The 13,819-nt window shown below is 69.9% G+C and carries 12 protein-coding genes; 5 read left to right on the top strand and 7 right to left on the bottom strand.

Going from position 1 to position 13,819, the window contains the following annotated elements; all coding sequences use genetic code 11:
• Positions 1-54: 54 nt before the first annotated feature.
• On the top strand, positions 55-825 hold the full coding sequence (locus AB0I15_RS04090; RefSeq protein WP_358089774.1) for a protein phosphatase 2C domain-containing protein: 771 nt from the start codon (positions 55-57) through the stop codon (positions 823-825).
• 181 nt (positions 826-1,006) lie between these two features.
• Positions 1,007-1,867: a CHAP domain-containing protein gene (locus AB0I15_RS04085; protein WP_358089772.1), complete on the top strand. Its 861-nt coding sequence runs from the start codon at positions 1,007-1,009 to the stop codon at positions 1,865-1,867.
• Between the two features lie 47 nt (positions 1,868-1,914).
• On the opposite strand, the gene AB0I15_RS04080 is transcribed toward AB0I15_RS04085, so the two are convergent.
• The gene (locus AB0I15_RS04080; RefSeq protein ID WP_358089769.1) at positions 1,915-2,964 is read right to left on the bottom strand and encodes a glucose 1-dehydrogenase; all 1,050 of its coding nucleotides are present in this window, start codon (positions 2,962-2,964) and stop codon (positions 1,915-1,917) included.
• 106 nt (positions 2,965-3,070) lie between these two features.
• On the opposite strand from AB0I15_RS04080, the gene icmF reads away from it, so the two are divergent.
• Both icmF and tpx read left to right on the top strand, forming a co-directional pair.
• Entirely contained in the window at positions 3,071-6,262 is a 3,192-nt protein-coding gene (gene icmF / locus AB0I15_RS04075) for a fused isobutyryl-CoA mutase/GTPase IcmF (RefSeq protein ID WP_358089766.1), read from the top strand.
• A gap of 80 nt (positions 6,263-6,342) precedes the next feature.
• Complete coding sequence (tpx, locus tag AB0I15_RS04070) at positions 6,343-6,843, top strand: thiol peroxidase (protein ID WP_358089763.1); 501 nt, start codon at positions 6,343-6,345, stop codon at positions 6,841-6,843.
• Here tpx and AB0I15_RS04065 read toward each other — a convergent pair.
• Together AB0I15_RS04065 and AB0I15_RS04060 are read right to left on the bottom strand one after the other, a co-directional pair.
• Positions 6,813-7,745, bottom strand: a complete 933-nt coding sequence (locus AB0I15_RS04065) for a TIGR03619 family F420-dependent LLM class oxidoreductase (RefSeq protein WP_358089761.1) — start codon at positions 7,743-7,745, stop codon at positions 6,813-6,815. The two genes, tpx and AB0I15_RS04065, sit on opposite strands and share 31 nt — an antisense overlap.
• A gap of 4 nt (positions 7,746-7,749) precedes the next feature.
• A complete protein-coding gene (locus AB0I15_RS04060; protein WP_358089758.1) occupies positions 7,750-8,553 on the bottom strand; it encodes an SAM-dependent methyltransferase in 804 nt (267 codons plus the stop codon).
• Between the two features lie 99 nt (positions 8,554-8,652).
• On the opposite strand from AB0I15_RS04060, the gene AB0I15_RS04055 reads away from it, so the two are divergent.
• Positions 8,653-9,399: a helical backbone metal receptor gene (locus tag AB0I15_RS04055; protein WP_358089756.1), complete on the top strand. Its 747-nt coding sequence runs from the start codon at positions 8,653-8,655 to the stop codon at positions 9,397-9,399.
• A gap of 69 nt (positions 9,400-9,468) precedes the next feature.
• Here the strand turns inward: AB0I15_RS04055 and AB0I15_RS04050 are convergent, their stop codons facing one another.
• The 4 genes from AB0I15_RS04050 to AB0I15_RS04035 are packed head-to-tail and all read right to left on the bottom strand — an operon-like array spanning position 9,469 to position 13,803.
• On the bottom strand, positions 9,469-10,626 hold the full coding sequence (locus tag AB0I15_RS04050) for an ROK family transcriptional regulator (RefSeq protein WP_358089753.1): 1,158 nt from the start codon (positions 10,624-10,626) through the stop codon (positions 9,469-9,471).
• Between the two features lie 3 nt (positions 10,627-10,629).
• Positions 10,630-11,475 (bottom strand): carbohydrate ABC transporter permease, encoded by an 846-nt coding sequence (locus tag AB0I15_RS04045; protein WP_358089751.1) that lies wholly within the window; start codon positions 11,473-11,475, stop codon positions 10,630-10,632.
• Positions 11,462-12,433 (bottom strand): sugar ABC transporter permease, encoded by a 972-nt coding sequence (locus AB0I15_RS04040; RefSeq protein WP_358089748.1) that lies wholly within the window; start codon positions 12,431-12,433, stop codon positions 11,462-11,464. Before AB0I15_RS04040 ends, AB0I15_RS04045 begins: the two co-directional genes overlap by 14 nt.
• Positions 12,430-13,803 (bottom strand): extracellular solute-binding protein, encoded by a 1,374-nt coding sequence (locus AB0I15_RS04035; protein WP_358089746.1) that lies wholly within the window; start codon positions 13,801-13,803, stop codon positions 12,430-12,432. The genes AB0I15_RS04040 and AB0I15_RS04035 overlap by 4 nt, the downstream gene beginning before the upstream one ends.
• Positions 13,804-13,819 lie beyond the last annotated feature (16 nt).

The raw sequence follows: 13,819 nt of genomic DNA, 5'->3' as shown, positions 1-13,819 counted from the left end.
AGTCTTCAGCGCATCTGCTTGTGAAGTCTTTCAACCAATGATTTACTGCTGGGTATGAAGCACAACATCCGCTATGCCGCCGGATCAGACGTGGGCCGCCGCAGGGAGCAGAACGAGGATTCCGGCTATGCCAGTGGCCGGTTGCTCGTGGTGGCCGACGGGATGGGTGGGCACGCGGCCGGCGAGCTGGCGAGCTCGGCGGCGATCGCCGTCATGCGCGAGCTGGATGCCACGCTTCCCGAGACGGGCTCCGACCTGGAGGCGGCGCTGGAGGGCGCTGTGCACGAGGCGGCCCGCAGGCTGGTCGAGCTGGCCGACATCGACCCTGCTCGCAGGGGGATGGGGACCACGGTGACCGCCATGCTGTGGGACGGCTACCGGTTCGCCCTGGCTCATCTCGGTGACTCCCGCGGATACTTGCTTCGCGATGGTGCTCTCTACCAGATGACCAAGGATCACACACTTGTGCAGTCGATGGTGGACGAAGGGCGGATAACGGAGGATCAAGCCGCCGTGCACCCCCGGCGTTCGATGGTGCTGCGCGTGCTGGGCAGCGAGGGCAGGGCGGAGCCTGACATGGCGCTGCGCGAGGCCGAGCCTGATGACCGCTACCTCCTCTGCTCCGACGGGCTCACGACCGTGCTCGGGCCCGAGGTCCTGCACGAGGTGCTGACCACGGTGGCAGACCCGGCGGCGGCCGTCCAGCGGCTCATCGACCTGGCCAACGAGGGCGGCTCGCCGGACAACGTGACCGTGATCGTGGCCGACGTGGTCGCGCCGGGCGCGGGGGACGTGACCATCTTCCGCGTGGGCGCGGGCTCCTGACAGGAGTGGTGCCAGGCCCCACCAGCCTCAGCAGTCACATAGCCGAAATTTCGGCTCATAACAAGACACTTACCCGGTGTCGCGCGCAATTCCGTGATGGCGCTACTACAGTCCATCGTGGTTCGTCGGTTTTCTGGGAGGAGTCACCCTGGACCCGATCGCGGATGAGCTGCTGAAAACGGTGCGGCAGGAACTCGGCTATAAGGAGAAGAGCGGCCAGTTCACCAAGTTCGGTCAGTGGTACGCGGATCGCGTCCAAGACACCCAGTATCGTGACGCGCCGTGGTGTGACATGTTCATCGCCTGGGCGGCGGACAAGGCCGGCGTCACCAGCTATGTCGGCGAGTTCGCCTGGACGCCGTCCCACGCGGCCTGGTTCATCGAGCAGGGCGCCTGGACCCAGCAGCCGGAGCCCGGAGCCCTGGTCTTCTACGACTGGCGCGGCGGCAAGAGCTACAAGGGCATCGACCACGTCGGCATCGTCGAGCGCGTCGAGGGCAAGAAGATCCACACGATCGAGGCGAACGTCGACCGCGTCTGGCTCAAGCGCAAGACCAGGGAGACGGACAAGGTCGTCGGGTACGGCCTGCCGCGCGTGGTCAAGGCCAACGCCGACCAGCTCGGCGAGATCCGCTCGACCGAACGCCCCTTCGTGTCCCCGCCGCGCACGGAGACCGGCCAGGGCTCGCCCCTGGACGTCCTGGGCACGCCGCCCGCGCTGCTGGCCGCGATGGTGCTCATGACGATCGTGCTCTCCTTACGCGTCTCCGGCCGCCGCCGCGGCACCCATCGCCGTTTCTCCTGGCCCTGGCTCACCCGCGCCGGTGACCGGACCCGGACCCCGCCACGCGAGCCGGCGTCCGGAGCCAAGACCCAGCCGAAAAAACCCCAGGCTCCCGACCAGGCCAAACCGCACCCCGCCCAGCCGAGCCGCACCACCCAGCCGAACCGCACCACCAGGACCCGGGTCCCCGCGGGCTCCGGCCACGCCGCCACCAAGCATTCGACCCCTACGAGACGCAAACCGTACGAACCGAGCTGAGCGACCCCCGCTCGCGCGGCGAGTCCCGAGCCGCCGGAAGGCGTGTGTCAGGCCGTGAGGTCGATGACGGCCTTGACGTCGTCGGCGGGCTGGAAGGCCTCCAGGGCGCGCGACAGCGGCACCCGGCGGGTGATGAGCCGTTCGAGCCAGCCGAGCTCGGCCTGGCCCAGTGCGGCCGCCGCGCTCCTGAAGTGCCGCTGGTTGGCGTTGACGGTCCCGAAGATCACGTCGTTCTCCAGCACGATGTCCCGGTTGATCACCCCGGCGTCCACGCGGTGCGTGAGCCCGCCGGGCGCGAGACCGGCCAGGCAGACGATGCCCACGGTGGACGTGGTGGACAGGGCGTCGATGACGAGCGAGCCGGCCCCCGTGCACTCGATGATGATGTCCGGCTTGGTGCCGGCGAACGCCGCCAGCGTCGTGCCCGAGTGGTAGGTCGCGCCCAGGGCCTCCACCAGGCTCGACTTCAGCCCCGGCTCGGACCGGTCGAGCACGTGCACCTCCAGCCCCCGCTGCCGCCCGAGCAGCGCCGCCAGCAGCCCGACGGGCCCGGCGCCCGTGACCAGCAGCGTGCGCGGCTCGAACCAGGACCGCGCGCCGATACGCTCGATCTGCTCCCACGCCTTGGCCACCACCGACGCGGGCTCGACCAGCACGCCGACGCTCTCCAGCGACGGATCGACGCGCACAGCGTAGCCGGCCTCGATGGTCCAGCGCTCGCTGCCGAACCCGTCGATCTCCTTGATGCCGCGCTCGGTGTAGCGGCCGTTGCGGCACATGTCGAACTCGCCCCGCGCGCAGGCGCCGCACGGCACCGGGTCGGGGCGGCGTACGACGCCGACGATCAGGTCGCCGGGTGAGAACGCGGAGCCCTCCGGCGACTCCAGGACCCGGCCGAGCGACTCGTGCCCGATGACCATCCGCTGCTCGCCCGGCGGCGGCCAGCCGTAGTCGGCCGCCTCCAGCTCCCTGTCGGTCCCGCAGATGCCCAGGGCCAGGCCCTGCACGAGCAGTTCGCCCGTGCCGGGCCGCGGGTCGGGCACCTCCTCGACGTCGAGTGTGCCCTTGGCACCCGGCACGAATGTCAGTGCCCGCATGGTCGCCCACCTCCTTTGGCAGGCCTCATACCCAGGACGCTCTTGGGAAATAGTAGGACGTCCTAGTATCTTCGAAGGTGAAGCCTCCACGAAGGAGTGATCAGGCGTGCACGTCCCCGTACATCCCGTCCGTTTCGTGACCGCCGCGGCGCTGTTCGACGGCCACGACGCGGCGATCAATATCATGCGGCGCATCCTCCAGTCCCAGGGGGCCGAGGTCGTCCACCTCGGGCACAACCGTTCGGTCGACGAGATCGTCACGGCCGCCATCCAGGAGGACGCGCAGGGAGTGGCGATCAGCTCCTACCAGGGCGGCCACGTGGAGTTCTTCTCCTACCTGGTGGACCTGCTGCGCGAGCGCGGCGCCGGGCACGTCAAGGTGTACGGCGGCGGCGGGGGCGTGATCGTCCCCGAGGAGATCGAGCTGCTGCACTCCCGCGGCGTCACCCACATCTTCTCGCCCGAGGACGGCCAGCGGTACGGCCTGCCCGGGATGATCAACAAGCTGATCGAGGACTGCGACGTCGAGCTGGGCGACGCGCCCTCGGTGGAGGCCGTGGTCTCCGGCGACCAGGCCGCGCTGGCCCGCGCGATCACCCTCATCGAGTCGGGGCGCACCCCGGAAGGGCTGCTGGAGGGCCTGACGGCCGACGGCGCCAGGAGGGCGCCCGTGCTGGGCATCACGGGCACGGGCGGCTCCGGCAAGTCCTCGCTCACCGACGAGCTCGTCCGCAGGTTCCGCGTCGACAACGACGACAAGCTGCGCATCGCGATCATCGCCATCGACCCCACCCGCAGGCGTGGCGGCGGCGCGCTGCTCGGCGACCGCATCAGGATGAACAGCCTGAGCCCCCAGACCTACTTCCGCTCCCTGGCCACCAGGGGCGCCGCCAACGAGGTGCCCGCCTGCCTCGACGACGTGATCGCCGCCTGCCGGGCCGCGGGATACGACCTGGTGATCGTCGAGACGCCCGGTATCGGCCAGGGCGACGCGGGCATCGTGCCGCACGTGGACGTGCCCATCTACGTGATGACGCCCGAGTTCGGGGCCGCCTCCCAGCTCGAGAAGATCGACATGCTGGACTTCGCCGAGGCCGTGGTGATCAACAAGTACGAGCGGCGCGGCGCGGAGGACGCCCTGCGCGACGTACGCCGCCAGCTCGTACGCAACCGCGAGGCGTTCGGCGTGTCCCCCGACGAGATGCCCGTCTTCGGCACCATCGCCGCCCGCTACAACGACGCCGGCGTCACCGCCCTCTACCAGCACCTCAAGCCGCTGCTGCCGACGGGCGAGGGCCCCGGCCTGCTCGCCCCGGTCCAGGGCCGCACCTCGAAGGCGTCGGCCGCCATCGTGCCGCCCGCCAGGGTCCGCTACCTGGCCGACATCGCCGAGACCGTGCGCGGCTACCACGCCGAGACGCTCGCGCAGGCCGAGGTCGCCCGCCGCCGCCAGCAGCTCGCCGCCGTGCGCGACCTGCTGACCGAGGAGGGCGCGCGGGAGGCCGAGCACGTCGAGCGGGAGCTGTCCGACGAGAGCCGCGCCCTGCTCGACGCCTGGCCCGCCGTCAAGGAGCGCTACACCGCCGACGAACTCGTCGTGAAGGTCCGCGACCGCGAGATCCACACCCCGCTCTGGCGCGAGACCCTCTCCGGCAACCGCATCCCCAGGGTGGCCCTGCCCCGCTACAGCGACCACGGCGACCTGCTGCGGTTCCTGCGCGGCGAGAACCTGCCCGGCATGTTCCCGTTCACCGCCGGCGTGTTCCCGTTCAAGCGCGACGACGAAGACCCGACCAGGATGTTCGCCGGCGAGGGTGACCCGTTCCGCACCAACAGGCGCTTCAAGCTGCTGTCGGAGGGCCAGCCCGCGACCCGGCTGTCCACGGCGTTCGACTCGGTCACGCTCTACGGCCACGACCCCGACCTGCGTCCCGACATCTACGGCAAGGTCGGCACGTCGGGCGTCTCGATCGCCACGCTCGACGACATGAAGGTGCTCTACGACGGCTTCGACCTGGCCGCCCCCAACACCTCGGTGTCCATGACGATCAACGGCCCGGCCCCCACGATCCTGGCCTTCTACCTCAACGCCGCGATCGACCAGGCCAGAGAACGCTTCCGTGCCGAGCACGGCCGCGACCCCGGCGCCGAGGAGGACCGCGGCCTGCGCGCCCGGACGCTCGCCACGGTCAGGGGCACGGTGCAGGCCGACATCCTCAAGGAGGACCAGGGCCAGAACACGTGCATCTTCTCCACCGAGTTCTCCTTGCGGATGATGGCCGACATCCAGGAGTGGTTCATCCAGAACGGGGTGCGCAACTTCTACTCGGTCTCGATCTCCGGCTACCACATCGCCGAGGCCGGGGCCAACCCGATCAGCCAGCTCGCCTTCACGCTGGCCAACGGCTTCACGTACGTGGAGGCGTACCTGGCCAGGGGCATGAACATCGACGACTTCGCCCCGAACCTGTCGTTCTTCTTCTCCAACGGCATGGACCCCGAGTACAGCGTGCTCGGCCGCGTGGCCCGCCGCATCTGGGCGGTGGCCATGCGCGAGCGCTACGGCGCCGGCGAGCGCTCCCAGAAGCTGAAGTACCACATCCAGACCTCGGGCCGCTCCCTGCACGCCCAGGAGATGAACTTCAACGACATCCGCACCACCCTGCAGGCCCTGATCGCCATCTACGACAACTGCAACAGCCTGCACACCAACGCCTTCGACGAGGCCGTGACCACCCCGTCGGCCGACTCGGTACGCCGGGCCATGGCGATCCAGCTCATCATCAACCGCGAATGGGGCCTGACCAGGAACGAGAACCCGCTGCAGGGCTCGTTCATCATCGAGGAGCTCACCGACCTGGTGGAGGAGGCGGTGCTGGGCGAGTTCGAGCGGCTGTCGGACCGGGGCGGCGTCCTGGGCGCGATGGAGACCGGCTACCAGCGCGGCAAGATCCAGGACGAGTCCATGCTGTACGAGATGCGCAAGCACGACGGCTCGCTGCCCATCGTCGGGGTGAACACCTTCCGGAACCCGCGCGGCGAGGACGAGGCGGACCCGCACAAGCTGGAGCTGGCCAGGGGCACGGAGGAGGAGAAGCGCTCACAGCTCGACCGCCTGCGCGCCTTCCACGAGCGCAACCGCTCCGAGGCGCCCGCCGAGCTGGCCCGGCTGCGCGACGTGGCGATGTCCGAGGGCAACGCGTTCGAGGTGCTGATGGAGGCGGCCCGCGTGTGCTCGCTCGGGCAGATCACCGACACCCTGTTCGAGGCGGGCGGCCAGTACCGGCGCAACGTCTGAGGAGCGGATGCCGCCGGAGGGTGGGGCGGCCCCCCGTCGATAGGATCGCGCTTTGGGCACATCGCTTACAGGAGGCTTCCATGTCCGATGTCACTTTCAAGGGCAATCCGATCACCGTGGGCGGCACCTTCCCGCAGCCCGGCGACACCGCGCCGGCGTTCCGTCTGGTGGGCGGTGACCTGGCCGAGCGCTCGCTCGAGGACTTCGGCCGGCAGACCAAGGTGCTGAACATCTTCCCGAGCCTCGACACCGGCGTCTGCGCGGCCTCGGTGCGCCGTTTCAACCAGATCGCCGCGGAGCACCCCGACGTGGCCGTCCTGTGTGTCTCCGCCGACCTGCCGTTCGCGCAGAAGCGGTTCTGCGGCGCCGAGGGGCTCGAGAACGTGACCACGCTCTCGCTCATGCGGGGCCGTGAGTTCCTCGGCGACTACGGCGTGGCGCAGGAGTCCGGCCCGCTGGCGGGGCTGGCCGCGCGCGCGGTGGTCGTGCTCGACGGCGACAACAAGGTGGTCTACGCCGAGCTGGTGCCGGAGATCACCCAGGAGCCCGACTACGAGGCCGCGCTCTCCGCGCTCAAGTAGCCCTGGAAGGCTCCGGCCAGCTCCAGGAGGTGCTGGTCGTTCGTGGCGGTGTGCTGGAGGTCCAGGATGACCTCGTGGACCCCGGCCTCCGCCGCGGTGGCCAGATAGGCGCAGATCTCGGCGACCGTGCCGCTGCGCGGCGGGGTGCCGTGGCCGGTGACCACCGGGTTGGAGCGCAGGATCATGCGGAGCGCGCCGGGGTCGCGGCCGGCCTCCTCCGCGGCCCGCAGGGCCGTGCGCCACATCGCGGTGAGCACGGGGATCGGCAGCGCGCCCGTCAGCCAGCCGTCGGCCCTGCGGCCGACGCGGCGCAGCGCCGGTTCGGCGAAGCCGGCCAGATAGAGCGGCGGCCGGTTCGAGTTCGGCGCGGGGCGGCGTGCCGGTTTGGGCTCGATGTGGCTGGGCGCGATGGTCCACAGGTCGTGCTCGAACGTCACCGGGTCGGTGGTCCAGATGGCCTCGAGGGCGTCGAGGGTGGCGTCGTAGCGGCGGGCGCGGTCGTGCCAGGGGACGCCGGCGGCGGCGTACTCGTCGGAGGACCAGCCGAGCCCGAGGCCCGCCACGAGCCGCCCGCCGCTGAGGTGGTCGATCGTGGTGAGCGAGCGGGCCAGGACCGGCGGCGGATACCAGCAGGCGTTGAGCGCGCTGGTGCCCAGCCGCACGGTGGTGGTCGCCGAGGCGGCCACCGACAGCACCGCGAACGGGTCGAGGAACACCCGGTGCGCCTCGGGGACGCGTCCGTCGCCCGCCGGATAGCGGTCCTTGGGCCGCAGCGGCGTCAGCAGCCGGTCGCCGGCCCACAGGCTGTGGAAGCCCATCGACTCGGCCTCGCGGGCCACCCGCAGCACACTGGACAGCTCGGCGAAGGCGCCGAACTGCGGGACGGCCAGCCCGAGGTCCATGATCTCAGCTCTTCCTGCCCACGCCGCACAGGGCCAGCGACGTCTCCGGGCCGTTGCCGAAGTCGATCGTGTCGGTCTGCCCAGGATGCCACTCCGGCAGCCAGACCAGCCCCGGCGCCACCAGCTCGAAGCCCTCGAACAGCTCCAGGATCCGCGCACGGCTGCGCAGGGTGAGCGGGACGCCGGCGCGCTGGTAGACCTCGGTGCTCTTACGGACGAAGGCCCCGCGGGCGTCGCTGGTGCCGTGGGACATGACCAGGTGGCTGCCGGGCGCTACGGCGTCACGCAGGGCGGCCATGATCTCGTCGGGGCGGTCGGACTCGCCGAGATAGTGCATGACCGCCGTCAGCAGCACGCCGACCGGCCGGTCGAAGTCGAGCGCCGCCAGGACGTCGGGGTCACGCAGGATGGCGTCGGGCTTGCGCAGGTCGCCGTCGATCACGGTCGTGCCGCCCGGCCCGGCCGGCATCGCCCGCGCGTGCACCAGCACCACGGGGTCCCGGTCCACGTAGACGACCTTGGCGCCGGGCGTGACCTTCCTGGCCACCTCGTGCACGTTGCCCCAGGCCGGCAGGCCGGTGCCGATGTCGAGGAACTGGGTGATCCCCGCCTCGGCCAGGTAGCGCACCGCCCTGCCGAGGAACGCCCGGTTCGCCCGGGCCGCGGCTCGTATTTCGGGGGCCACCCGCAGGAGCCGCTCCGCGGCCACGCGGTCGGCCGGGAAGTGGTCCTTCCCGCCGAGGAAGTAGTCGTAGAGCCGGGCCACATTGGGTGTGTGGGGATCGAAGCCTGATGACTCTCGCTCCAACCGTCCATCCCCCGATCACAAGTCAACGATCTTTGGCCTGGATTCTACGGATCTATACCGACATTCGATCATGGTTATCCCTAGATCTAGGCTGTTGATGTGGATGACACCGGTGTGCCCGTCAAGATTCCCGAGACCGTGCGGCGGATCGTGTCCCTGGTGCCGTCGCTGACCGAGTCGGTGGCGGCGACCGTGCCGGAGGCGCTGGTCGGGGCGACCGACTGGTGCTCGCACCCGGCCGGCCTCGACGTGGCCAGGGTCCGGGGCACCAAGAACCCCGACCTCGACGCGATCGTGCGGCTGCGGCCCGATGTGGTGCTGGCCAACGCCGAGGAGAACCGCGCGCCCGACATCGAGGCCCTGCGCCAGGCCGGTGTCGCGGTGTGGGTGACGCGGATCGAGACGCTGGAGGAGGCGTTCGGGTCGCTGGAGCGGATGTTCGCCCACGCCTGCCGTACCGGGGTGCCCGGCTGGCTGGAGGCGGCGCGGCAGGCGTGGCGCGCGCCGTTCGACGGCCCGAGGCGGACGGCGGTCGTGCCGATCTGGCGGCGGCCGTGGATGGTCGTGGGGCGCGACACGTTCACCGGCGACGTGCTGAGGCGCCTCGGCGTGGACAACCTGTACGCCGGCCACGCCGAACGCTATCCCAAGATCCCGCTCGCCGAGCTGGTCGAGCGCCGCCCCGACCTGGTGGTCCTGCCCGACGAGCCTTACGCGTTCAGCGAGACCGACGGCCCCGAGTCCTTCCCCGGCCTCGACTGCGCCCTGGTCAGCGGACGCCTGCTCACCTGGTACGGCCCCTCACTGACGGAAGCGCCGGACCTGCTGCGCCGCGCACTCGGCTGACCGGCGCGAGCGACCGGCGCGGCCGATCGGGCGACCGGTGCGGGCGGTGCGGGCCGATCGGCCGGCCGGTCAGCTCACGGCGTCGGATTTGGCGGCGAGGGCGGAGTCGACCGACTCGGGGGAGAGCACGTGCTCCATGACGATCACCGCCATGCCCACGATCCCCGCCCGGTCGCCGAGCGAGCTGGTGACGATCTCCAGGTTCCTGGTCGTGTACGGCAGGCTCCGGCGATAGACGATCTCCCGGATGCCGGTCAGGTAGTGCTCCCTGGTCTCGGCCATGTCCCCGGCCAGCACCAGCACGCCGGGGTTGAGCAGGCTGACCGCGGTGGCCAGCACGATGCCCAGCGTGCGCCCGGCCTCCTGGGTGCGCGCGATGGCCTCGGGATCGCCCGCGTGCACCAGGCGGACCACGTCGCGGCTGTAGGCCTGGCCCAGGTCGGTCGCCAGGGCGTGGCCGCTGGCCAGGGAGGCCACGCAGCCGCGCGAGCCGCACGTGCAGACCCGGTCGTCGGTCTCGCGCAGCCGTACGTGCCCGATGTTCCCGGCGGCCTCCTCGACGCCGCGATAGATCTGCCCATCGAGGACGATGCCGGTGCCTATCCCGGTCGACACCTTGATGAGGATCAGCGAGTCCGTGTCACGCCAGAACGACCACCACTCGCCCAGCGCCATCGCGTTGGCGTCGTTCTCCACCAGGATCGGCACGTCGTACGTCTCGCCGATCGCCTCGCCCACCGGATAGTCGTCCCACCCCGGCATGAGGAACGACCTGAGCACCCGGCCGGTCGTGTGATCCACCGAACCGGGCAGATCCAGGCCGATCCCGCACACCTCGCTCGCCGGCCGCCCCATCCGGTCCAGCATCCGCTGGAACGCCTGGCGCACCCACGACAGCACCGCCTCGGGCCCGAGCTCGATGCGCATCTTGGTGCTCTCCTCGGCCATCGGCCGGGCGGCGAGGTCGGTCAGCGCCACCCTGGCGTGGGTGGCGCCCAGGTCGGCGACCAGCATCAGCCGCCTGGTGGCGTCGACGTCGAGCACCGAGGGCGGGCGTCCGCCCCCGGAGGTGCCGACGCCGGACTCGTGGATGTAGCCGGCGTCGATGAGCCGGTCGACCCGGTCGGTGATCGTCGACCGGGACAGACCGGTGTACTCGATCAGTTCTTTGCGGGTACGGCAGGAGCCATTACGGATGATCTGGAGGATCTGCCCCGCCGTCAGCATGGTCTATCCCTTCTCCGCTCCTGCGGTGAGGCCCTCCGTCAGCAGCCGTTCGCTGGCGAAGAACACGATCACGATGGGCAGCGTGAGCACCACCGATCCTGCCATGAGCACCGTCGTCGGGATCTCTATGCTGCCGGCGAGCTGCGAGAGCCCCAGGGAAACGGTCCAGTTCTCCCGCCTGTCCACCAGGAAGAGCAGGGCGAACAGGAACTCGTTCCACGCGATCATGAACGCGTAGAGGCCGGTGGCCATCAGGGCGGGCTTGGACAGCGGCAGCACCACGCGCCAGATGGTCGACAACCTCGTGCACCCGTCGATCGCGGCCGCCTCCTCGACGCTCTGCGGCACGGTCTCGAAGTAGTTGCGGAGCATGTATACCGTGACGGGCACGGTTTGCGCGATATAGACAAGGATCAACCCGATCAGCGATCCCCGCAGACCGATCATGGTGAACAGCACGAACAGCGGGATGGCCAGCACGATCGCCGGGAACAGGTACACCGCGAGGAACAGGAAGTGCACCTGCCTCCGCCCGAAGAAGCGCAACCGCGCCACCGCGTAGGCGCCCGGGATCGAGATCAGCAGCGTGACCGCCACCGAGGCGACCGCGATGATCGCGCTGTTCCTGAGGAAGATCAGGAAGCCCTGTCTGGTCAGCACGTTGACGTAGGTGTCGAGGGTGAAGCTGCGCGGCCAGAGCGAGCCGGGCTCCAGGATGAGCTCCTGGATGTCGCGTACGGACAGCATCACCATGTAGAAGAACGGGAACGCGGTGATCAGGAAGAGGAACGCGATCACCAGGGGCTTGAGCACCCGGAGCAACCCGCGCTCGAACCTATCTCTGCTCACGTTCACCTCCCGCGAAGAACCTGAGATAGACGGCGAGGAACACGACCAGGAAGATCGCCAGCACGATCGCCTGCGCCGCCGAGGCGCCGATGTCGTCGCGCGAGGTCAGGAAGTTGTAGACCCGCACGCTGACCACCTCGGTGCCGGCCCCGCCGCCGGTCAGCAGGTAGACGTCGTCGAACTTGGTGAACGTGAACACGAACCGCAGCACCGACAGCAGCGCGATGATCCGCCAGAGCTGGGGCATGATCACGTACCGGAAGCGCTGGGTGGGCGTGGCGCCGTCGACCACCGCGGCCTCGTCCAGCTCGGCCGGCAGCGCCTGCAGCCTGGCCAGGATGAACAGGAACGCGAACGGGAAATACCGCCACGCCTCGAACGCGATCACCGTGAGCAGCGCCACCGGCACCTCGATGCCGAGAAACTCGCCCCTGGCCTGGGTGAGGAACGCGATCGGCTCGCTGAGCCAGGTGTTGACGATGCCGTACTGGGGGTTGAGCATCGTCTCCCACAGGAAGGCCACCGCGACCACCGGCGCCACGTACGGGATCAGGATCGAGGCCCTGATCAGCGTCCGGCCCCTGAACCTGTCACGCAGCGCCAGCGCGGTCACCAGCCCGATCACGATCGACAACGCCGTCCCCGCGACGGTGTAGACGAGCGTGTTGACCAGCGAGGACCAGAAGCCCGGCTCCGAGATCACGTACGTGAAGTTCTCCAGCGTGTAGTGCCCGAAGACGCCCACCCGCCGGATGTTGATCAGCCGCGCGTCCTGGAACGCCAGCATGATCGCCCACAGCAGCGGCAGCACCACCACGACGAGCGTGATGATCAGCGTCGGCGAGATGAGCGCGAGCCCGGCCCGCCCCTCCTGCTCCCGCAGGGTCCGCCCTCGCCGCACCCGTGCGGGCGGCGGGGGCTGCGGCCCGGTGGTGCGCGCTGGGGTGGTGGTGCTCACTGCCGGATCCCGCGTTTGATGGACTCGACGTCGGCCTTGGCCTGGGCCGCGGCGGCCTGCGGGGTCAGCGATCCGTCGACGATCCCGCTGAGCGCCTTGGGCACGGGCAGCTCGCCCATCGTGGCGCCGACGAGCTTGCCCTGGCCCTGCGGGATGCCCCAGCGGGCGAAGGTGTCAGGGCTCTTGCGCAGGGCGTCGAGCACGTCGGCCGGGTAGACGTCGGCCAGCGGCTTCTTGGTGTCGACCCCCGCGGGCAGCTTGTTCCACTTGTCCTCGAAGCCCTTGCGGGTGGGGAACTTGCCCTCCGGCGCCATCCCGATCCAGCGCTCGTAGCCCTCGTTCATCAGGTAGGAGACGAACTTGGTGGCGGGGTCCTTGGCGGCGTCACGGGTGATCGCCCAGGAGACGATCTCGCCGTACTGTGCGGGCGCGCTCCCGTCGGGCCCCTTCAGCGCCGTGACCACACCGGTGTTCTTGGTCAGCCACTCGGGATCGTCGCGGCACTCCTGGCAGCTCGGCAGCGCGTCCTTACGCAGCCCGGCCATCTCGTCGAGGATGAACGACGACCAGATCGTCATTGCCGCCTTCCCCGAGAAGTAGGTGGCCCTGGTGGAGTCGACGTCCTGCTTTCCCTTGACGGAGTAGTCCCTGGCCAGCCTGGCGTAGAACTCGAAAGCCCTGACGCACTGCGGCGAGTCGAGGGCGACGTTGCCGGAGCCGTCGACGAGCTGGCAGCCGTTCGCCAGCGCGACGTGCTCGAAGCTCTGGGCGGTGAACGAGTCCTTCGGCGCGATCGCCAGCGTGATGCCCGCGACCCCGCCCGTGTTGAGCTTCGCGGCGGCGGCCTCCAGCGCCTCGTACGTGTCGGGCGCCCGCAGCCCGGCCTTCTCGAACAGGTCCTTGCGGTAGAGGATGAGCTGCGCCCACCCGTCGCTGGGCACCGCGAGCAGCTTGCCGCCCGAGGTGTCGAGCTCCAGGGCGCGCGCCGAGAAGGTGTCACGGCCGAGCTGATCGACGATCCTGCCCGGCGTCTCGGTGTCGAGGAGCTCGTTGGCCTCGAGCTCGCGGATGGAGGCCAGCGGCAGCGCCCCGATCACGTCGGGCAGGTCGTCCGCGGCGGCCGCGGCGGTGATGGTCTGGCTGAACTGGTCTTCGGCCACGCCGACCAGCTTCACCTTGATCCCGGTCTTCTGGGTGAACTCGGCGACGATCGTGTTCTGCACGGCCATCCGGTCCTCGAGGTTCTCCTCGGTCCAGACGGTGATCTCGTTGCTGGTGGACGGCTGTTCGCCACCGTCGTCACTGCAGGCCGCCAGTGATACGGCGGCCAGCAGCGAGACGGAGAGGACGGCGGTTACCTTCGTCGGCATGGCACGCTCCTCTTGG

The organism is Nonomuraea sp. NPDC050643, from assembly GCF_040654715.1.
Taxonomy (GTDB): domain Bacteria; phylum Actinomycetota; class Actinomycetes; order Streptosporangiales; family Streptosporangiaceae; genus Nonomuraea.
This window is presented reverse-complemented; position numbering and strand designations above follow the sequence as displayed.

Bases quoted from the DNA above. Each gene is read 5' to 3' on its own strand.
- AB0I15_RS04090 (WP_358089774.1), top strand. From the start codon at position 55: ATGAAGCACAACATCCGCTATGCCGCCGGATCAGACGTGGGCCGCCGC.
- AB0I15_RS04080 (WP_358089769.1), bottom strand. From the start codon at position 2,964: ATGCGGGCACTGACATTCGTGCCGGGTGCCAAGGGCACACTCGACGTC.
- tpx (WP_358089763.1), top strand. From the start codon at position 6,343: ATGTCCGATGTCACTTTCAAGGGCAATCCGATCACCGTGGGCGGCACC.
- AB0I15_RS04065 (WP_358089761.1), bottom strand. From the start codon at position 7,745: ATGGACCTCGGGCTGGCCGTCCCGCAGTTCGGCGCCTTCGCCGAGCTG.
- AB0I15_RS04050 (WP_358089753.1), bottom strand. From the start codon at position 10,626: ATGCTGACGGCGGGGCAGATCCTCCAGATCATCCGTAATGGCTCCTGC.
- AB0I15_RS04035 (WP_358089746.1), bottom strand. From the start codon at position 13,803: ATGCCGACGAAGGTAACCGCCGTCCTCTCCGTCTCGCTGCTGGCCGCC.